Source organism: Brachybacterium aquaticum (assembly GCF_014204755.1).
Lineage (GTDB): Bacteria > Actinomycetota > Actinomycetes > Actinomycetales > Dermabacteraceae > Brachybacterium > Brachybacterium aquaticum.
In genome coordinates, this window is record NZ_JACHLZ010000001.1 from 1,461,488 (window position 1) to 1,480,752 (window position 19,265).

General features: G+C 72.6%; 20 protein-coding genes and 1 tRNA gene. 9 read left to right on the forward strand and 12 right to left on the reverse strand.

Annotation, left to right across the window (positions count from 1 at the left end):
* The first annotated feature begins 81 nt into the window (after window positions 1-81).
* From HNR70_RS06545 to HNR70_RS06555, 3 genes are all read left to right on the forward strand, one after another.
* Window positions 82-1,506, forward strand: coding sequence for an MFS transporter (locus HNR70_RS06545; protein WP_184324938.1), 1,425 nt, complete (start codon window positions 82-84; stop codon window positions 1,504-1,506).
* 117 nt (window positions 1,507-1,623) lie between these two features.
* Window positions 1,624-2,415, forward strand: coding sequence for an N-carbamoylsarcosine amidohydrolase (locus HNR70_RS06550; protein ID WP_221421104.1), 792 nt, complete (start codon window positions 1,624-1,626; stop codon window positions 2,413-2,415).
* A 162-nt stretch (window positions 2,416-2,577) separates the two neighbouring features.
* Window positions 2,578-3,375: an IclR family transcriptional regulator gene (locus tag HNR70_RS06555; protein ID WP_184324939.1), complete on the forward strand. Its 798-nt coding sequence runs from the start codon at window positions 2,578-2,580 to the stop codon at window positions 3,373-3,375.
* Window positions 3,376-3,396: 21 nt separating this feature from the next.
* Here the strand turns inward: HNR70_RS06555 and HNR70_RS06560 are convergent, their stop codons facing one another.
* From HNR70_RS06560 to HNR70_RS06570, 3 genes are read right to left on the reverse strand one after another with little or no spacing between them, the layout of a single operon-like run.
* Window positions 3,397-4,134 (reverse strand): ABC transporter ATP-binding protein, encoded by a 738-nt coding sequence (locus tag HNR70_RS06560; RefSeq protein WP_184324940.1) that lies wholly within the window; start codon window positions 4,132-4,134, stop codon window positions 3,397-3,399.
* A gap of 47 nt (window positions 4,135-4,181) precedes the next feature.
* Window positions 4,182-6,539: an ABC transporter permease gene (locus HNR70_RS06565; RefSeq protein WP_184324941.1), complete on the reverse strand. Its 2,358-nt coding sequence runs from the start codon at window positions 6,537-6,539 to the stop codon at window positions 4,182-4,184.
* A gap of 47 nt (window positions 6,540-6,586) precedes the next feature.
* Window positions 6,587-7,219 (reverse strand): HAD-IA family hydrolase, encoded by a 633-nt coding sequence (locus HNR70_RS06570; protein ID WP_184324942.1) that lies wholly within the window; start codon window positions 7,217-7,219, stop codon window positions 6,587-6,589.
* 65 nt (window positions 7,220-7,284) lie between these two features.
* On the opposite strand from HNR70_RS06570, the gene HNR70_RS06575 reads away from it, so the two are divergent.
* Together HNR70_RS06575 and HNR70_RS06580 are read left to right on the forward strand one after the other, a co-directional pair.
* Window positions 7,285-8,088, forward strand: a complete 804-nt coding sequence (locus tag HNR70_RS06575; RefSeq protein WP_184324943.1) for a TSUP family transporter — start codon at window positions 7,285-7,287, stop codon at window positions 8,086-8,088.
* 164 nt (window positions 8,089-8,252) lie between these two features.
* On the forward strand, window positions 8,253-9,290 hold the full coding sequence (locus HNR70_RS06580; protein ID WP_184324944.1) for a PAC2 family protein: 1,038 nt from the start codon (window positions 8,253-8,255) through the stop codon (window positions 9,288-9,290).
* 74 nt (window positions 9,291-9,364) lie between these two features.
* Here HNR70_RS06580 and HNR70_RS06585 read toward each other — a convergent pair whose 3' ends face one another.
* The gene (locus HNR70_RS06585) at window positions 9,365-10,162 is read right to left on the reverse strand and encodes a transglutaminase-like domain-containing protein (RefSeq protein WP_246375167.1); all 798 of its coding nucleotides are present in this window, start codon (window positions 10,160-10,162) and stop codon (window positions 9,365-9,367) included.
* 145 nt (window positions 10,163-10,307) lie between these two features.
* Here HNR70_RS06585 and HNR70_RS06590 point away from each other — a divergent pair, with 145 nt between their 5' ends.
* Window positions 10,308-10,949 (forward strand): TIGR03085 family metal-binding protein, encoded by a 642-nt coding sequence (locus HNR70_RS06590; protein ID WP_184324946.1) that lies wholly within the window; start codon window positions 10,308-10,310, stop codon window positions 10,947-10,949.
* 26 nt (window positions 10,950-10,975) lie between these two features.
* Here the strand turns inward: HNR70_RS06590 and HNR70_RS06595 are convergent, their stop codons facing one another.
* On the reverse strand, window positions 10,976-12,034 hold the full coding sequence (locus tag HNR70_RS06595) for a methyltransferase domain-containing protein (protein ID WP_312857590.1): 1,059 nt from the start codon (window positions 12,032-12,034) through the stop codon (window positions 10,976-10,978).
* Window positions 12,035-12,092: 58 nt separating this feature from the next.
* On the opposite strand from HNR70_RS06595, the gene HNR70_RS06600 reads away from it, so the two are divergent.
* Entirely contained in the window at window positions 12,093-12,884 is a 792-nt protein-coding gene (locus tag HNR70_RS06600; protein WP_184324947.1) for a ParA family protein, read from the forward strand.
* Window positions 12,885-13,024: 140 nt separating this feature from the next.
* On the opposite strand, the gene HNR70_RS06605 is transcribed toward HNR70_RS06600, so the two are convergent.
* The 7 genes from HNR70_RS06605 to HNR70_RS06635 all read right to left on the reverse strand — a co-directional run bounded on the left by HNR70_RS06605 (window position 13,025) and on the right by HNR70_RS06635 (window position 17,948).
* Entirely contained in the window at window positions 13,025-13,609 is a 585-nt protein-coding gene (locus tag HNR70_RS06605) for a MerR family transcriptional regulator (protein ID WP_184324948.1), read from the reverse strand.
* Window positions 13,610-13,739: 130 nt separating this feature from the next.
* On the reverse strand, window positions 13,740-14,432 hold the full coding sequence (ftsR, locus tag HNR70_RS06610) for a transcriptional regulator FtsR (protein WP_184324949.1): 693 nt from the start codon (window positions 14,430-14,432) through the stop codon (window positions 13,740-13,742).
* Window positions 14,433-14,436: 4 nt separating this feature from the next.
* Window positions 14,437-14,880, reverse strand: a complete 444-nt coding sequence (locus HNR70_RS06615; protein WP_184324950.1) for an FHA domain-containing protein — start codon at window positions 14,878-14,880, stop codon at window positions 14,437-14,439.
* Between the two features lie 135 nt (window positions 14,881-15,015).
* Window positions 15,016-15,768 (reverse strand): DUF881 domain-containing protein, encoded by a 753-nt coding sequence (locus HNR70_RS06620; RefSeq protein WP_184324951.1) that lies wholly within the window; start codon window positions 15,766-15,768, stop codon window positions 15,016-15,018.
* Window positions 15,765-16,097, reverse strand: a complete 333-nt coding sequence (locus tag HNR70_RS06625) for a small basic family protein (RefSeq protein WP_184324952.1) — start codon at window positions 16,095-16,097, stop codon at window positions 15,765-15,767. The genes HNR70_RS06620 and HNR70_RS06625 overlap by 4 nt, the downstream gene beginning before the upstream one ends.
* Window positions 16,094-17,080, reverse strand: a complete 987-nt coding sequence (locus HNR70_RS06630; RefSeq protein WP_184324953.1) for a DUF881 domain-containing protein — start codon at window positions 17,078-17,080, stop codon at window positions 16,094-16,096. The genes HNR70_RS06625 and HNR70_RS06630 overlap by 4 nt, the downstream gene beginning before the upstream one ends.
* 37 nt (window positions 17,081-17,117) lie before the next feature.
* Window positions 17,118-17,948 carry a class I SAM-dependent methyltransferase gene (locus HNR70_RS06635; protein ID WP_184324954.1) on the reverse strand — a complete coding sequence of 277 codons (831 nt, stop codon included), beginning with the start codon at window positions 17,946-17,948 and terminating at the stop codon, window positions 17,118-17,120.
* 162 nt (window positions 17,949-18,110) lie between these two features.
* Between HNR70_RS06635 and HNR70_RS06640 the strand changes: the two genes are divergently transcribed.
* Window positions 18,111-18,184, forward strand: a tRNA-Pro gene (locus HNR70_RS06640).
* Window positions 18,185-18,380: 196 nt separating this feature from the next.
* Window positions 18,381-19,259, forward strand: a complete 879-nt coding sequence (gene purU / locus HNR70_RS06645; protein ID WP_184324955.1) for a formyltetrahydrofolate deformylase — start codon at window positions 18,381-18,383, stop codon at window positions 19,257-19,259.
* The last annotated feature ends 6 nt before the right edge of the window (window positions 19,260-19,265 follow it).

A 19,265-nucleotide genomic window follows, 5' to 3' on the forward strand; every position in this document is an offset into this window, starting at 1 on the left:
CCCCATCACCTGCACCACGCAGTCCCCATCCCCACGATCTCCCGCAGGGAGATCCCTGGTCCCGCGAGAGGGAACCCCGCCATGAACACCTCCATCCACGACACCACCGACGACCCCGCACGCAAGGCCCCGTTCGACAGCTCGCTCGTCGCCGCAGGCCTCGCGAAGGCCCCGAAGATCGGCGAGAAGGACCTCAACTGGGCCCTCGTGCTGTGCTTCTTCGCCTGGACCTTCGCCGTATACGACTTCGTCCTGTTCGGCAACCTGCTGCCGGCCATGGCCGCCGACCTCGGCTGGACCGACGCCCAGTCCACCGGCATCAACACCGCGGTCACCGCGGGCACGGCGCTGGTCGCCTTCGGCATCGGTCCGATCGTGGACAGGTTCGGACGCCGCAAGGGCATCGTCCTCGCCGTCGCCGGCGCCGCCGTCGCCTCCGGCCTCACCGCCGCCGCGGGCTGGGTCGCCGGCCTCATCGGCGGCCTCGGCATCATCCTGCTGGTCCTGGTGCGCTCGATGGCCGGCCTCGGCTACGCCGAGCAGGCCATCAACGCCACCTATCTCAACGAGATGTTCGCGCAGACCCACACCGATGCGAAGAAGGCCAAGCGCCGCGGCTTCATCTACTCCCTGGTCCAGTCGGGCTGGCCGGTCGGCTCCGTGCTCGCCGCGGTGTCCGTCTACCTGCTCTTCCCCGTCGGCGGCTGGGAGCTGCCCTTCCTCGTGGCCGTGTTCCCGGCGGTGTTCATCCTCCTGGCGGCCAAGAAGCTCAAGGAGACCCCGCAGTTCGTGCTGCGCCGCGAGGCGGACCGCCTGCTGAAGTCCGGCCACACCGCCGAGGCGTACGCGCTCGCCCGCGAGGCCGGCATCGACCTCACCGAGCAGTCCACGCCGCTGGCCGCCGCGTTCAAGGGCGTCTCCCTCCGCCCCACGATCGTCATCTCGATCGCGTTCATGCTCAGCTGGTTCGGCGTGCTGTGCTTCGTGATGCTGGGGACCTCGTATCTCACCGCCGCGGACGGCAAGGACGTGCCCTTCACCAACGCGCTGGCGATCCTCATCGTCTCCAACGGCACCGCGTTCCTCGGCTACCTGTTCCACGGCTGGCTCGGCGACCGCATCGGCCGACGCAACTCCATCGCGCTGGGCTGGCTCCTCTCCGGCGTGTCCTTCCTGGCCCTGGTGCTCGCCCCGCAGGGCAGCTTCGGGCTGATCATCGCGCTGTACAGCGCCGGGCTCTTCTTCCTGATCGGCCCGTTCGCCGCGCTGCTGTTCTTCAACGGCGAGAGCTTCCCCGCCCACACCCGCGCCACGGGCGGCTCGATCATCAACGCCAGCGGCCAGCTGGGCGCGCTCATCGCCGGCATCGGCGTGACCGCCTCCCTCGCCTCCGGCACCGGCTGGGGCACCTCGTTCATGATCTGGGGCTGCGTCCCGATCCTGCTGTCCGGCCTGGTCATCCTCGGTGCGCGCAACGTGGACCCGCGCGCGGTCCGCACCGACTGACACCCCGGGTCCCGGAGCGGCGAAGAACTGGCCCCGAGACGTGATACGCGCTACAGTATTCTCTTCAGCAACCCCGTTGCTGAACCGACAACACACAGAAGGAACACGGAGAGCACCATGACTGACACGATCGAGACCTCGACCGGCACCGCGAACGACATCGAGGCCCGCCTGGCGGCCGTTCTCGAGGAGGCCTTCCAGGCCGGCGTCGAGACCTACAACGAGCGCGGCTTCAAGCGCCGCATCGGCTTCGGCAACCGCCCCGCGGTGATCCACATCGATCTCGCCAACGCCTGGACCCGCCCCGGTCACCCCTTCACCTGCGCCGGGATGGACACGATCATCCCCAACGTGCAGCGCATCAACGAGGCGGCCCGCGCCAAGGGCGTGCCGGTCTTCTACACCACCAACGTGTACCGCAACCGCGACGCGTCCTCGGGCACCAACGACATGGGCCTGTGGTACTCCAAGATCCCCACCGAGACCCTCCCGGCGGACTCCTACTGGGCCCAGATCGACGACCGCATCGCCCCGGCCGAGGGCGAGGTCGTCATCGAGAAGAACCGCGCCTCCGCGTTCCCGGGCACCAACCTCGAGCTCTTCCTGACCTCGAACCGGATCGACACCCTGATCGTCACCGGCGCCACCGCGGCCGGCTGCGTGCGCCACACCGTGGAGGACGCGATCGCCAAGGGCTTCCGCCCGATCATCCCCCGCGAGACCATCGGCGACCGCGTCCCCGGTGTCGTCCAGTGGAACCTCTACGACATCGACAACAAGTTCGGCGACGTGGAGTCCACCGACACGGTGGTCGAGTACCTCAACAACCTCCCCCAGTTCGAGGACACGGTCCCCAAGACCCTCTCGGACCCCCAGCCCGAGGTCGAGGCCCCCGCGGATCCCGCCTGATCCGCAGCGCCTCCCGGTGACGGCCCGGCACTCCCCGCGAGTGCCGGGCCGTCCCCCGTCGGCCGACGCTGCGCAGACAGCCCCTGCGCCGGGCGACCTGCGCTGTCCGACCTGCGCCCCGACATACACTTCCCACCACGTCTCCCCCAGGAAGAGGACCCCATGACCCAGGAGCGCACCACCTCGCAGGAGAAGCAGGGCGCCGCCGCCTCGCTGCTGAACGGCTTCGCCGTGCTCGAGGCCCTCGCCACCTCCTCACGGCCGCAGCTCGGGGTCACCGAGATCTCCGCGATCGTCGACCTGCACAAGTCCACCGTCTCCCGCATGCTCACGGGCCTGGCCGAGGCCGGGTACGTCGAGCGCGACGAGTCCACCGGCCGCTACCGCCTGGGCCTGGGGATGATCGGTCTGGCCGGACCGCTGCTGGCCGAGCTCGACATCCGCCGCGTCGCCGCCCCGTACCTCGAGGAGCTCACCGACACCACCGGCGAGACCTCCGCGATCGCGATCTGGAACGGCGCCGAGGGCGTGGTCGTCGAGCAGTACGCGAGCCCCCATCAGGTCAAGCACTCCGCCTCGATCGGCACCCGCTACCACCGCTTCGCCAGCTCCTCGGTGCGGGTCTTCCTCGCGACGCTGCCGGACGAGGAGGTCGAGCGGCTCCTCTCGCCGGACGGCTCCATCCAGTTCGACGGCTCCCTGGAGGAGGCGCGCGCCGCGCTCGCCGAGGTGCGCGAGGCCGGGGTCGCGATCAACGACGGCGGCACCACCGTCGAGGAGTACGGCGTCTCCGCGCCCGTGCACGACTACCGCGGCGAGATCGCCGGCTGCCTCACCGCCAGCGCGCCCCGCACCCGCGTGCAGCACCTGGGCACCCAGGAGAAGCTCATGGAGGCGGTGCTGGAGACCGCCGCGATGATCACCGCGCGGCTCGGCGGGCGCGAGGGCGCGCGGGGCTGACGGGCGCGGCGCCGCCGAGCATCAGCTCAGGAGCGGCTCCCCCGCGACGATCCTGCCGTCGGCCATCGCGACCCTGCGGTGGGCGCGGGCGGCGACGGAGTCGTCGTGCGTGACCAGGACCAGAGCGGCGCCGTCCGCGACCACGGCCTCGAGCGCCTCCATCACACCGGTCCCCGCCGCGGAGTCCAGCGCGCCGGTGGGCTCGTCGGCCACGACGAGACGGGGACGGTTGATCAGGGCGCGCGCGATCGCGACCCGCTGCAGCTGACCACCGGACGCCTCGCCCACGCCCCGCTCGGCGAGGTGGGCGACGTCGAGGCGCTCCATCAGCTCCAGCGCCCGCTCCCGGACCTCCCGGCGCGGGGCGCGGCGCGCCATCAGGCCCGGCATCGCCACGTTGTCCAGCAGGGTGAGGGTACCGAGCAGGTGGAAGCGCTGGAAGACGAAGCCGACGTCCAGCAGGCGGTGCCTGGACAGCTCCCGCTCGGAGCGGCCGGCGAGCTCCTCCCCCGCCCACAGCACCGTGCCGGAGCCGGGTCGCTCGAGGCCGGCGAGGAGGGTCAGCAGGGTCGACTTCCCGCAGCCGGAGGGTCCGGTGATCGCCAGGAACTCCCCGGCACCGAGCTCGAGGTCGATACCGTGGAGGATCTCGGTGCCTCCCAGGCGGTGGTGCAGGTCGCGGGCGATGAGCAGGGGCGCATCGTCCACGGCGCCGGACTCGGCGCCGCGGGGGTCGAAGGAGGTGGCAGGAGAGGTCATGGCGGGTCCCTTCGGGATGGACGGGCGAGGGCGCGGGGCGGGCGGGCTCAGTCGGCGGTGACGGTGCGCACGTGGACCGTGCGCAGGGCGTGGGTAGTGAGCAGGGTCGCGGCGACCACGGCGGCGGCGAGGGCGAGCGGCAGGCCGACGAGGGTGCCCAGCGGGTCGATCACGAGGTCGAGGCGGCTGGTGCCGGAGAAGAGGGCCTGCACCCCACCGGTCATCACCTCGAGCAGCGCGTTCAGCAGCGTGCGTCCGGCGACCGGGGCGAGGACCGCGCCGAGCACCGTACCGGCGGCGAGGGCGAGCAGCACCCGGGTGAGGTAGGGCGCGCGGAGCCCTGCGGGCGTGGCCCCGAGGGCGCTGCGGATCGCGATCTCCCCCGCCTCGGCGGCGAGCCAGAGCCGGGTCACCATCGCGGCGAACAGCATCGCGAGCGCGAGCGAGACGGCGATGGCGAGGCGGGCGGTCGCGTCCATCCGCTCGGCGATCGGGCCGAGGAGCTGGGCACGGTACTCGACTGTGTCGGAGACCCGCGCACCGGGCAGGGCGCCGGCGAGGTCGGCGAGGACCGCGTCCCCGTCGGCCCCCGGGAGGAGCTCCGCGCCGAGGACGTACCACAGCACCTGTTCGCCCTCGACGGGGAGCTGGGCGCGGGCTGTGATCCCGCCGTAGGTGAGGTCCTGGTAGGAGCCGACGATGCGCAGGTCCTGCCACGTCCCGTCCGCCTGCACGGGCAGGGTGTCGCCGATGTCGCGGCCGGTCTCGGCCAGGGCCGTGAGCGACAGAGCGATCTCGTCGGCCGCCGCGGGCGGGCGGCCCTGCGCGTACCCGGACCCGGAGGTGCCGTGGTCGCCGCCGGCGACGGGCAGGGAGAAGGGCACGCCGTCGCCGCCCTCGACCAGGTGGCGGGTGGAGACCAGTGCCGTGTGGGACGCGATCCGGGGGTCGTCGGCGAGCAGCTGCTCGGCGGTCTCGAAGCGGGCCGCGTCCGCGGGGCCGGAGTGGCGCAGGTCGATCCGCACGTCGCCGTCGCCGAAGCCGAGCTGCGCGGACAGCTGCGGGGCGGCGAGCGTGGAGGCCATCGCGGCGGGAAGCATGACGAGCACGGCGCACACCGCGAACACCCCGGCCAGCAGCGGAGCCCCGCCGCCGCGGCGCAGCAGCGCCATGACGCCGAGGCTCGGCCCCACGGGCAGGGGCGAGCGGTGCAGTCGCAGTCGCCCGGGTCGGGCCGTGCGGGCACCGGCGCGCAGGTCCTCCGCCGGCTCCCTGCGCAGCAGAGCGCGCAGCTGGAGGGCGACGGTGGCGAGCACCGAGGCGACCAGCAGCGCGGCGACCGCGGCGGGGACGAGGAGCACGTGCGGGCCTCCCTGATGGCCGGTGTAGCGCACGAGGTCCGCGGAGAGCACCGGGGCGAGCGCGGTGCCCGCGAGGAGCCCCGCGAGCGCCGCCGGCACGGCGATCAGGGCATAGGTGAGCAGATGGAGGCGGCGCACGTCCGGGGAGGACACGCCGATGGCGCGCAGCACGGCGATCTCCCGTCGGTTCCGCTCCAGGGCCGTGCGCACGGCCAGGCGCAGGCACAGCAGCCCCACGACGAGCACGAGCAGGGAGGCGGCGAGCACCACGGCGCCGACGAGCCCCTCGGCGATGATCGCGAAGAGCGCGAAGGCGGAGCGGTCCACCATCGGTCCGGCCGACGGCAGGCCCGCCTCCTGATAGGCGGTGCGCAGGGCGGGCAGCCGGGCGGCGGGGTCCTCGACCCAGAAGCTGATCAGCTGTTCAGGGGTCCCGGTGTGGGCGGCGATGTCGGCGAGGTCGTCCCGATGGACGGCCAGGCGCTTGGAGCCCGCGATCGCAGTGTTCATGGTGGAGTCGCGGAAGAAGCCGGCGACCTCGAGATCGCGGCGGAATCCGTCGGGCGCGAGGATCGTGACGGTCGAGCCGACCTCGAGCCCGGTCTCGAGGCGGTGATAGAGGGGCAACCAGATCTGCCCGCGCGCGACCGCGGTGACGGGCCGGTCCTCGAGGTCCAGCAGCAGGTCCCGCTCGGGATCGGGGACGGTGAGGGAGTTCTCCTGGACGCTGCCCTCCTGCGACCGCCCGTCCAGGAGCAGCTCGGCCCCGTCGATGCCGAGCAGCGGGCTGATCCGATGGGCGGTGACCGCGTCCTGGGAGGCGGCGAAGGCGTCGATCGCGGCGGGGTCGAGGTCGCCGGTGTGCATCTGCACCAGATGCGGGGCGTCGGCCCGGTCCAGCAGCGCGTCCCCGGCGCCGACGAGGCGCGCCATGAGACCTGCGCCCGCACAGGCGAGCAGCGCCGAGAGCGCCAGGAGTCCTGCCAGGGTCAGGGCGACAGCCCGGTCCCGCCGCAGCATCCCCGCGGCCATCCTCACCAGCATGGCGCCCTCTCCGCGGCATCGCCCGGCGCGGCGCCACGCAGCTCACATTAGGGCTGGTCAGAGGCTGCGAACAGGGGAATGAGGGTGCGCAGCGAAAGTGTCCGGCGGTCCCCCGGTGCGGTGAGGGGGATTCCCGGGGTGACGAGCATCCAGCCCTCCACCCCGGCGGCCTCCGCGGCCTCCACGTCCGCCGGCCGGTCCCCCACGGCGAGGCACTCGGCGGGGTCGAGATCGTGCTCGGCGAGCAGGGCGAGGGTCATCGCGGGATCGGGCTTGCGGGCGAAGCCGTCGGGCGCGCAGACCATCCCGTCCACCTCCAGGCCCAGCTGGTCGAGCAGTGCCGTCGCGCTCGTGCGCTCGCGGTGCGTGGCCACGAGGTTCAGGCCGCCCGCCTCCAGCACCGCCGCCATCAGCTCCCGCGCCCCGTCCATGACCGGCGGAGGGCTCTGCTCCCAGTGGTCCTTGGTGGCCTCGTACGCCGCGCGGAGCACCTCCGCGGGCACGTCGTAGCGGGTGGCGAGGGCGGTGATCGCCTGTCCGCTGGAGACGCGGGTGAGCGCGCCGACCTCGGCGAGCAGCGCGTCGTCGACCTCGACCCCGAGCGCGGAGGCGAGCGCCCGGTCCACGTCCGGGTAGGTGTCCACGAGGGTGCCGCCGAGGTCCCAGATCAGTGCGCGCATGGCCGCAGTCTCTCAGGACCGGGACCGTGCGCGCAGGACCCGCCGCACGGTGGTTCACTGGAGCGGTGCCCCTGCTCGACGAGCTCATGCAGCTCTCCGCCCTCACCCTCGTCCTCCTGGTCGCCGCCGCGTTCGTGGCCGGCTGGGTGGACGCCGTCGTAGGCGGCGGCGGGCTGATCCAGCTGCCCGCCCTGCTCACCGCGATGCCGGCCGACGCACCGAGCGGCGCGGTGCTGGGCACGAACAAGATCGCCTCCGCCGCGGGGACGACCGTGTCGACGCTGACGTACATCCGTCGCATCACGCCGGTGGCGGCGACGGCGCTGCCGCTGGTGGTGTGCGCGCTCGCCGGCAGTGCGGCCGGGGCGGGGATGGCGTCCTTCCTCCCCAGGCCCTGGCTGACCCCGATCGTGCTGGTGGCGCTGCTGGGCGTGGGCGCGTACACGCTGCTGAAGCCGCAGATGGGGCTGGAGCACGCGCCCCGGCACAGCGGCCGCGGGCACGTGCTGCGCGCAGGCGGGATCGGCGGGGTGGTCGGGATCTACGACGGGGTGCTCGGCCCGGGCACCGGCTCCTTCTTCATCATCGCGATGGTGGCGCTGCTGGGGTACGGCTTCCTCGAGGCGAGCGTCCACGCGAAGCTCGCGAACCTCACCACGAACGTCGGCGCGCTCCTCGTGTTCGGGCTGCAGGGGCACGTGTGGTGGGTGCTCGGCGGGCTGATGGCGGTGGCCAACCTGATGGGCGGCTACCTCGGAGCGCGCCTCGCGCTGAGGCTCGGCTCGCACTTCGTGCGGATCGTGTTCCTCGTGGTCACCGGTGCGCTCGCGATGCGGCTCGCGATCGACACCGCGGCGATGTTCCTGTGAGGGCCGTTCTCCTGTGACTGCCGTTCTCCGGTGACCGCACTCCTGTGAACTGCACCATTCCGTGCCGGAGTGCGCTCGCGGCGGAATAGTTCCGGCGGCGGCGCCGTTGATCTGGAGGTCACTCTTCCCGCCCCGCGAGGGCGGCCCGCGCCCAGGAGGTCATGATGGATCCGACGACCCTGTTCAGCTACGAGCGCCATGTGGATTCGCGCTCCTTGCGCGGCCGCACGCTCCTGGTCACCCTCGGCGCGTTCTCCGACGCCGGCGACGCCCAGCACCTGACCGACGACCACCTGCTCAACACCCTGTCCAGCCGCGTGGTGGGCCGGCTCGACATGGACCAGGTGTACGACTACGCGGGGCGGCGCCCCGAGGTGACGCTCCAGCTCGACCACTTCGACGACTACGAGCGCCCCGAGATCCTGCTGCACGAGGTCACCGGTGCCGACGGGACCACGTTCTTCCTGCTCACCGGCCCGGAGCCGTCCTTCCAGTGGGAGCGCGTCGCCTCGGCGCTGCGGATCGTCGTGGAGCAGCTAGGCATCGAGCGGACCCTGCTGCTGCAGGGCTTCCCCGCCCCGGTCCCCCACACCCGCGAGCTGCCGGTGACCCGCTTCGCCGGCAATCCCGACTCCATCGCGGTGCGCCGCACCATGCCCGGCACCTTCCGCCTGCGCGCCCCGTTCACGGCGCTGCTGACCATGCGCCTGGCCGAGGGCGGGCACGACGTGGTGGGCCTGACCGTGCACGTGCCGCAGTACCTGCACGAGATGTCCTACCCCGATGCGGCGATCGCCCTGCTCGGCGCGGTCACCGAGGAGTCGGGCCCGCAGATCGCGGTCGACGCGCTGGAGGCGCAGGCCGGTCCGGTGCGCGAGGCGGTCGACGCCCAGATCCGGTCCCAGCCGCAGCTGCAGGAGATGGTCACCGGTCTCGAGCAGCGCTTCGACCGCATGATCACCTCCGGCATCGGCGGGGAGGTCCCCACGGCGGACGCGATCGCCGCGGAGGTCGAGGAGTACCTCGCGAGCTTCGAGGCGGAGCAGGGCGAGGGCGACTCTCGTGAGGGCGACTCCCCCGCGGACAACTCCCCCGCGGACGTCTCCCGCGAGGCCGGCTCCCCCGAGGACGACCCCCGGGGGGACGGCCCGTCGGCCGACGGCGAGAACCCGTCGGCCGGACCCGGGAGCCCGCAGGCCTGAGGGCCCGCAGGCCCGAGACCCGCAAACCTGCGAGCCCGCAGGCCTGAGGGACCCGAGCGCTCAGGTGGGCCGGCTCAGCGCAGCTCGAGCCGCTCCGACCACCGCTCCTTGGGCAGCTCCGGGTCCACGAGCGCGGTGACCTGGATGCCGGTGAGGGTCACGTTGCCGGTCAGGGTGGTCATGAAGGCGGTGTCCGCGGCGTCCTGACCGGTGGCGATGCGCACCATCGACGCGCGCGGAGCGAGGTGCGTGGAGTCGACGACCAGCCACTGCCCGTCGATCTGCGCCTCCACCACGAGGTGGAAGTCCATCGGGCTCAGCCCCGGCGCGTACACCGAGGAGCAGCGGGCGGGGATGCCCGCGGCCCGCAGCAGGGTCGCGGTGAGGTGCGCGAAGTCGCGGCACACGCCCTGGCGGGACATGTAGGTGGTGCGCGCCGAGTCGGTGATCGTGCTGGAGCCGGGCACGTAGTCGAGGTGCTTGCTGACCCACTCCACGACCGCGTCGAGCGCCTCGACACCCTCGAGGTCCCCCACGACCTCCTCGGCGATGCGCGCGAACTCGTCGACCTCGCAGTAGCGGGAGGGGCGCAGATGCAGCACCGCGTCCGCCTCGTCGGTGCGCGGCGCGGTCGCCGGCCCCACGCCCCGTGCGTCGTAGACGATCTCGACGGTCCCGCCGGGCAGGCCGTTGATCAGATGGAGACGGCTGCCGAAGCGGTCCCGGGTCTCGGTGACCGGGTGCTCGTCGCCGTCGACCAGGACGCTCAGGGTCTCCTCGCCCACCGGTGCGTCGGAGATCGCCACCAGCAGGGCGATGTCGGTGTCCTGGGCCACCTCGGCCCTCATCCATGCGCGCACGTGTCGTTCCATGCACCCAGTGTCGGGCATGACCGGGCCCTGGCGGGACGTGAGATGCCCGGCCGGGGCGTGATGCGCGACATACCCGCGACATGGCGGGGCCTGCCGCATACGCTGGGCTCCGCCCGCCCCGTCCAGCGCCCTGCGAGGAGCCTCCGTGCAGAATTCCGTTCAGCGACCCGACATCACCGAGCGCGAGGAGTTCGCCGCGACCCTCGCCGCTCTCGGCCCGCAGGCGCCGACGATCCTGCCCGGCTGGGACGCGGCGGACCTTCTCGAGCACCTGCTGCTGCGGGAGGGCGGTGCCCATCTGCTGGTGGGCGAGCGTCTTCCCGGACCGCTCGGCAGGCGCGCGGCGGAGTCCCGTGCGGCACGGCGCGAGGTCCCGTGGGCCGAGCAGGTGGCGCGCTTCCGGCAGGGGCCGGGGCGGCTCTCCCCCGTCGGCCGTCTCGACGCGCTCACCGGCCAGGCCGAGCTGCTCATCCATCACGAGGACCTGCGCCGGGCGCAGCCCGGCTGGGAGCCGCGCCGGCTCTCCCGCGAGCGGGAGGACGACGCGTGGCGGGCGCTCGGCCTGATGGCGCCGGTCTCGATGCGGGTGCGGGCCGACGTCACCCTCGTCTCGCCCCGCGGCGGTCGGCGGTTCGGGTCGCGCAGGGCCGCAGGCAGCCTGCGCGTGCACGGCGAGCCGCTCGAGCTGCTGCTGTGGGTGAGCGGGCGGGACGACGTCGCCCGGGTGCGCCTGCACGGCGACGGGGCCGCGCGGCGCGCGCTCCAGGACGGCCGACGGGGGCTCTGAACCCCGGTCTGCGGTGACGCGGCGGCTCAGCCGCGCTCGAGCAGGAACAGTCGCGGGTGGTGGCCCTTCTGGAAGAAGCGGTGCTCCCCCACCGGTCGCCAGCCCGCCGGCGCCTGCTCGAGCACCCGGTGCATGCGGGTGATCTCGTGGGTGAGCACCCCGAGCCGGGCGCGGGGCGCGGCCAGCTCCGCGGCGCGGTCGAGGAGGTCGGTGAGCAGCTGCTCGTTCTCGGAATGCTCGCCGTGGAGGGTGCCCCACGGCGGGTTGCTGAGGATCCTGGTGAAGCCGCTCCCGAGGTCCGCGGTGCGCACGTCCCCGACCACCCAGTCGATCCGGCCGCGGCGGCCGGCGGCGCGCTGATGGCGGCGCGCCGCGTCGATCGCCGCGGGATCGAGGTCCACGCCGACGGCGCGGGCGGGCACGGCCAGGTGCAGCTGTTCGACGAGGAAGGTGCCTGAGCCGCAGGTCATGTCCAGCACCTCGTCCTCCTCGCTGATGCCGAGCAGGTCCAGGACGGTCGCGGCGATGGTGGCGTTGACGGCGCCGGGGTAGTCGACCTCGCGCCAGGACCGGGTCGCGAGCGGCCGCGGGGTGGTGCGCAGCAGCACCTGCCAGGTCCCGGGCTCGGCGCCGCGGCGGACACGGGCGACGAGGTCGCCATCCTCGCCGGCCACCGGCAGGCCCGCGAGCTCGGCGAGAGCGTCGGCGAGGCGCCGCATGTCCGGGGTGTCGGCGCCTGCGGCCTCGAGGCGCAGGCCGTGGAAGGTCTGGCGGGGGCGCTGACGGCGCAGGTCCTCGAGCAGCGCGCCGAGCCGCTGCTGCACGGAGGTCTCCAGCAGCTCGCGGGGCCGACGGGCCGGGACGGTCAGCGCGGTGGAGGCGGCGACGACCCGGCGCAGGGAGCGCACCGCGTCGAGGTCCGCGGTGGTCAGGCTCAGCTCGGTCGCGGTGACGGCGCGGGCGGGGCCGAGCGCGGAGGCCTCGGCCAGGGCGCTGTCGGCGCAGCCCTCGAGGACCTCGAGCACCAGCTCATGGGTGATCCGGTCCATGGTGGGGTGCTCCTTCGAGAGGGTGGGTGGGACCACGGCAGGTTACCGCCCGTCGCACCACCGGGGTACAGGCCGGGATCGGTAGACTGCGGGGGTGTTCATCGTGAGTGTGTGTTCCCTGAAGGGCGGCGTCGGCAAGACGTCCGTGACCCTGGGCCTGGCCTCTGCCGCCCTCCACCAGGGGGTGAATGCGCTCGTCATCGACCTGGACCCCCAGGGTGACTCGACCCTCGGGCTCCTCGGGGAGCCGGCCACCGGCGTGGACATCGCCGAGGTCCTCGCCTCGCCCCGCACCGAGACGGTGGACCGGGCGATCACCCCCACCCCGTGGGCGGAGGGTGCGGCGTCCCATCTGGACATCATCGCCGGCTCCAACCGCTCCGCCGTGATGGACTCCCCGGCGCTGAGCCCGAAGGAGGTGCGTCGGCTGCACGATGCGCTGGACAAGCGCACCCATCAGTACGACCTCGTCCTCGTGGACTGTCCGCCCTCCCTGAACGGTCTGACCCAGATGGCGCTGTCCGCCTCCGACCGGGCCCTGGTCGTCGCGGAGCCCGGCTTCTTCGCCGTCACCGCCGCGGATCGTGCGCTGAAGCTCGCCACCGAGATGCGGGAGGAGGGCATCGCGCCGCGCCTGCAGCCGCTGGGGCTGGTCGTGAACCGGTACCGTCCCCGCTCGGTCGAGCACCAGTACCGCCTCGCGGAGCTGCGGGACCTGTTCGGCGACGCGGTGCTCGAGCCGGTCATCGAGGAGCGGGTGGGCCTCCAGCAGGCGCAGGGCGGCGCGGTGCCGCTGCACCGCTACGAGGGCGCCTCCGGTCAGCGCCTCACCGAGGACTTCGATGCGCTGCTGAAAACCGTGATGGACTCGCGCCAGAACTCCTGAGCCGAACGCCTGAGCCGGACCCCGAGCAGACAGCGATCCGGTACGGACAGCGAACGGCGGGCCCCCCTCCCCGGGGGCCCGCCGTTCGTCTGTACTGATGCTCTATGCGGTGTTCGTGGTGCGGCGTGCCCCGCGGCGGCTCAGCCGGCCTGGCGGGAGCGGCGCCGGGCGGCGAGCTCGTCCTGCAGGGCGAGGGCCGCGTCGTCGGCGGGGTTGACGCCGGGCAGCACGGCGAGGTCGTTCTCGACCTCGCGCCACACGCGGCCGACGGCGATGCCGAACACGCCCTGACCGCCCTGGACGAGGTCGAAGACGTCCTCGGCGGAGGTGCACTCGTAGACGGAGGCGCCGTCGCTCATGAGGGTGATGCCGGCGAGATCGTCGATGCCGCGCTCGCGCAGCGCGCCGACGGCGATGCGGATCTGCTGGAGGGACACGCCGGTGTCCAGGAGGCGCTTGACGACCTTGAGCACGAGGATGTCGCGGAAGCCGTAGAGGCGCTGGCTGCCCGAGCCGTGGGCGGCGCGGACGCTGGGCTCGACGAGCCCGGTGCGCGCCCAGTAGTCGAGCTGGCGGTAGGTGATGCCGGCGGCCTTGCAGGCGGCCGGGCCGCGGTATCCGAGCTCACCTGGGGTGTCCACGACATCGTCGAAGAGCACACCCTGGGCGGGCTCCGCGGGCACGGTGGACTGCTCCGTGCGATCCTCGCCGCGAGTGGCGTTCACAGCTACCTCCGGGTTCCGGCTCTCAGAGGGGGAAGGGTGAGAGCACTCTTCACAGGGTAGCGCGAAGTCCCCGTCGGCCGACAGCAACGCGCCGTCCGAAGGTCACGGAGAGGTGACGAACCGGGGTCTCTCAGATCTCCCGCAGCCGGGTGCGCAGTACCGAGCCGTGCAGGGTGATCATGGATTCGCCCAGGTCACGGGCGAAGTCCTCGGCCTCGCCGCGGGCGGCGGAGTCGCCGGAGCGGCTGCGGGGCCGGGCCACGGAGCGGATCATGTGAGCCTCGCGCTCGGCGGCGGTGCGGACCATCACCAGGTGGCGGGGGTGCAGGCCCTGATCGGCGAGGTCACGGGCGGAGGTGACGATCTCCAGCTCGGCGGCGCCGTAGAACAGCGCACCCTCGGGGAGGAATCCGAACTGCTCGAGCTCCGCGAGGAAGTCGTCGTCCACGGCGGCCTCGCGGGCCAGTCCCCGACGGTCCAGGCGCACGGGCTGCAGGGTGGAGCTGGGCCCGGGCCGCGAGGCGATCGAGGTGACCTCGGAGTCGACGCCGTGCTCGAGCAGATGCTCCTTGATGACCTTGAGCGGCCAGAAGCGGTCGCGCTGGGCGCGCAGGACGAACCGCAGCCGGTCCACGTCCTCACGGCTGTACTTGCGGTAGCCGGCCGGGGTCCGCTCGGGGCTGATCAGCCCCTCGGACTCGAGGTAGTGGAGCTTGGAGTGCGCGAGATCCGGGAACTCGTCCCGCAGGAGCTCGAGCACCTGACCGATGCTGAGGCGCGATGCGGTGGACGAGCTCGGCCTGCGCGAGGCGGAGGCCGGCATCCGCTCAGACCGTCCCGGGGAACGGGTGGTAGGTGAGGCGGTACTTGCCGATCTGGACGTCCTGGCCGGCGTGCAGGCGCGTCTCCTCGACACGGTCCTTGCCGACATAGGTGCCGTTGAGGGAGCCCAGGTCGCGCACCAGGAAGCCTTCGCCGTCGCGGACGAACGCGGCGTGCTTGCGCGAGACCGTGACGTCGTCGAGGAAGATCTCGCTCTGGGGGTGGCGTCCGGCGATCGTGGTCTCGGAGTCCAGCAGGAAGCGGGCGCCGAGGTTCGGGCCCTTCCGCACGATGAGCAGCGCGCTGCGCGGGGGCAGGTTCTCGATCGCCCGACGGTCCTGCGAGGACAGGCCGGGCTCGGCATCCTCCAGCGGATCGTTGGGCGAGATCGCGCTCAGCTTCGACGTGTGGTCGAGATTCTCATCGTTCCACTCGGTGTTCCCGGACACCTCACACCCCTTCCTGGCCTGCTGCGGCTCTGCGGTCTGAGAGCGGAATGAGAGTGCAGGCCGTCGCTCGTCCATTCTCGCACGGGCGCGAGGCCCGGCGGGCCGACCTGCCGCCTCCACGTCAGGATTTGACGATCACTTGACCACCTGGGAGTGCTCGGGGGCGGACAGCGGCACCGTCGCGTCGATCAGCACCTCGTCCTCCGCGGTCGCGGCGAGGGTGCCGCCGTCGCCGGCGACCGCATCCGCGGCACCGCCCGGGATCCGCAGCGCGGGCTCCATCACGGCCGGATCGCCGATCGCGCGCAGCGTGTACGGGGCGGTCAGCGCGGTGCCGTCGACCTCGAGGGTGCCGTCAGCGGCGGTGGTGATCGAGGTGGAGGCGACCACGCGCACGTCCCCGATCTGGACGACCTCGGCGCCGGCGTTGCGCAGCTCCTGGAGCACGCCGAGGAGGGTCGAGGCGCGCACCCCCTGCTGCGGGTCGGCGATCGAGACGATGATGCCGCGGCCCTGGGCAGGAGCGGTGCCGGCGAGGATCTCGAGGTCCTCGAGACGATCCTCGGCGGCGTTGCGCGCGGCGACGTCGTCCTCCTGCCCGGAGCGCAGGGTCTCCAGGGTCCGGTCCAGCTCGGCGTTCTCCACCTCGAGGTCGGAGACGTGGCGTCCGGACTCGTCCAGCAGTCGCACCAGCTCCTGCTGGGTGGCGCCCTCCAGCTGGTCGTCGTTGCGCCCCACCTGCGCGGCGATGGACACACCGAGGAGCAGGCAGAGCAGGCCCACGATCAGCTGGGAGAGGTTGGCCTGCGGCCGCAGGGTGTCGCGCAGTCGCTGCCAGACCACGCGCTGCTGGCCTCGGCTCTCGGGGGTGCGGGTGCCGTCGCTCATGAGCGGAACAGGAGCCGGCGGATCGCGGCGGCGTTGGAGAAGATGCGGATGCCGAGCACCACGATCACCGCGGTGGACAGCTGCGAGCCCACGCCGAGCTGATCGCCGAGGAACACGAGGAACGCCGCGATCAGCACGTTGAACAGGAACGACGTGATGAACACGTGGGAGTCGAAGGCGCCGTCGAGGCTTGCGCGGAGACCGCCGGCGAGGGTGTCCAGCGCCGCCACGACCGCGATGGGGAGGTAGGGCTGCAGCGCGACGGGGATGTCGGGCTGGACCACGACGCCGAGCACGATGCCCAGCACGAGTCCGAGGATGGCGATCACAGAGGGTCCTCCTGGTCCGGGCCGGTGGTGGCCGCGGCACTGTCGGGCTGACGGGTCAGCGGGTCGTCCGGGGCGGTGGTCGGCGGGGTCTCCGGGGCGGGCTCCGGCTCGGCCCCGGGCACGGTGGCCTCGCGCAGGGTGCCGACGGCGCGGGCCGGGAGGGTCAGCTCCTCCCCCGGCTCCCAGGCGAGCTGGATGCCGTAGCGGGAGGAGATGTCCGCGAGGTACTCGCCGGACTCGGAGTCCTCGACCCCGGTGCGCAGCTGCTCGGGATCGCCGAGGGCGGTGATCCGGTAGGGCGGAGACAGCGGCCGGAAGTCGACGAGGACCGCGGAGCCGGCGGTGCGGATCGCAGTGGTGCTGGAGACGCGCTGACCGTTCACGGCGATCGCCTCGGCCCCGGCGGCCCACAGCCCGTTCACGGCGATCTGCACGTCGGCATCGGTGACGCGGTTGACGGCGCCGGGGCCGGCACCGGGACTCGAGGGCAGAGGGGCGGAATCGTCCAGGACGAGGTCGATCCCGGGGCCGGTCATCGCGACCGCGGCGCCGGCCTGCTCGTGCGCGGCGAGCTCCTCGGCGGAGCGGTCGTCCGTCCCGTCCAGCACCACACCCTGGGCCTCGGCGATCTGCGCCTCGAGCTCGCCCTGACGCTCCTCGAGCTGATCCGCCTCGGCACGGGTGTCTCGCACCTCCTGCTCGAGGAGCGCGCGGGGGCTGTCCTCGGCGGCGGCGTCGTACCGCAGGTCCACGACCGCGGCGCTGACGACGAAGCCGAGCAGCAGTGCCAGCAGCAGCGTGATGGTGCGGGTGGCCCGGTTGTCGGGCGGGGTCGCCTCGCCGGCGGGGTGCTCCTGCTCGCGCAGGTCGTCGACGGAGTACGGGTCCGCGGTGAGGGCGCGAAGGAGAGAGGTGGGAGAGTACGGAGTCTCACCGTGCGGTGTCGGATGCTCCTCGCGGAGCTTCCCTGGTCGCGTGCTCATGCCAGCAGTGTAGGAGCGACGGCCGTGTCGGGGACTCTCAGACGCGGGGCACCTCCAGGTCCTGCCCGGTCAGCGCCGAGAAGTCGACGCGGCCGGCGTCCGGGGCCTCCGGGGCGCGGGCGAGGATCACGAAACGGCTGACCGTCGCGATGAGCGGCCCGTCCTGCATCTGCGCTGCGAGGCGCTCGAGGGCCTCGCGGTGGCGGTCCACGTCGAGGTCCTCCGGCGCATCCCACGGGGCGCGGCGCAGGTAGCCGAGCAGGCTCGACATGTCGTCGAACTCGTAGCGGCCGTGGAAGGCGTGGGAGCGGTCCACCCGCAGCCCGGCGGCGACGAGGTCGTGGACCATGCTCTCCAGCGTCACGTCCGCATGGGGGTCGCCGAGCCCGAAGGCCTCGCGCACCTCGCGGAGGTCGTCCCCGCCCACCTGCTGGGTGAGGAACGCACCGGACGGGCGGAGCACGCGGGCGACGTCGGCCGGAGCGAACGCCTCGTGGCGGCTGAGGATCAGGTCGAAGGAGTCGTCCTCGAACGGGAGGCGAGCACCGGGCGCCTCGGAGTCGTGCTCGACGACCTCGATGCCGAGCGGGACAAGGCGCTCCCGGGCGATAGGCAGGTTCGGCGCCCAGCCCTCGGTGGCGACGGTCCCCTCGGGCAGGGCATCCGCGAGGGAGGCGAGCACCTCTCCCCCGCCGGTGCCGAGGTCGAGGACCCGGTCCGCCTTCTGGGAGAGGTTCTCCACGGCGGTGCGCCAGCGCCACGGCGGCTCTTCCTCGCGAAAGCCGGTGAGGGTGGAGAAGTCCCATCCTGTGGGCTGCTCGGCAAGGGCGTCGCGCCAGCGCTGCAGCTCCTGCTCGTCGGTCGACATCGAACCTCCTGGGCCATCGGGGCGGGCATCCGCCTCCACTATCGCACCCCCGCCCCGGAACGCGCGTGCGCCACGGGTGCCGCAGGTCACGCCCCTCTCGATTGGCTCGCGAGGCCCCCATCGGGGTACTGTGTTCCTCGGTCCTCCGGAGACGGAGGATCTCGGGCTGTGGCGCAGCTTGGTAGCGCACTTGACTGGGGGTCAAGGGGTCGCAGGTTCAAATCCTGTCAGCCCGACCGAGAGAACCGCAGGTGACAGGCACTTTCCAGATTCTGGGGAGTGCCTGTCCCCGTCTCTGCGGGGGCCTGTGCAGCAATGCGTGTGGCAACGCAGCCCGTCTGCCCTGGATCGCGGTCCTCAAATCGTGATCTGGGCTTCCATCCCCGTGGGCGACCCGGCGAGCACCCGAGCTCCGCTCCTACACTCCCAGGCATGCAGAACTCCGCGCCCTCCCCCGCGCCCGCCCCGCACAAGTTCGTCCTCACCTTCGTGTGCGAGGACCAGCCGGGCATCGTCCATGCCGTCACCGGAGCCCTGCTCGAGGCCGGCGGCAACATCGTCGAGAGCCGTCAGTTCGAGAGCTTCGACTCCCACCGCTTCTACATGCGCGTGGTGATCGCCACCGAGGCCTCGCAGGACGAGGTCACCGCCGCGCTCGCACCCGCGATCCAGCGCTTCTCGCTGGACTGGGCCATCGACGTCGTCGGCCGTCCCGTGCGTACGCTGATCCTCGCCTCCAAGACGACCCACTGCATCAACGACCTGCTCTACCAGCGCGACAACAGCCACCTGCCGATCGAGGTGCCGCTGATCCTCGCGAACCACGACACCGTCGGGAAGCTCGCAGCGTTCTACGACGTGCCCTTCGAGCACCGCCCCATCGCCTCCCCCGAGGACAAGGCCGCCTTCGAGCAGCGGGTGCGTGAGGTGGTCGAGGAGCAGGACATCGAGCTCGTGGTCCTCGCCCGCTACATGCAGGTCCTCTCCCCCGAGCTGGTCGAGTTCCTCAACGGGCGCTGCATCAACATCCATCACTCCTTCCTTCCCGGCTTCAAGGGCGCGAACCCGTACCGCCAGGCGTACGCCCGCGGGGTGAAGCAGATCGGTGCGACCGCGCACTTCGTCACCACAGACCTCGACGAGGGCCCGATCATCGAGCAGCAGGTGATCCGCGTGGACCACACCCGCTCCCCGCAGGAGCTGATGTCGATCGGTCAGGACACCGAGGCGCGGGCGCTGCGTCAGGCCGTGGCCTGGTACGCGCAGTCGCGCGTGCTGCTGGACGGGACGCGCACGATCATCTTCCGCTGACGGATC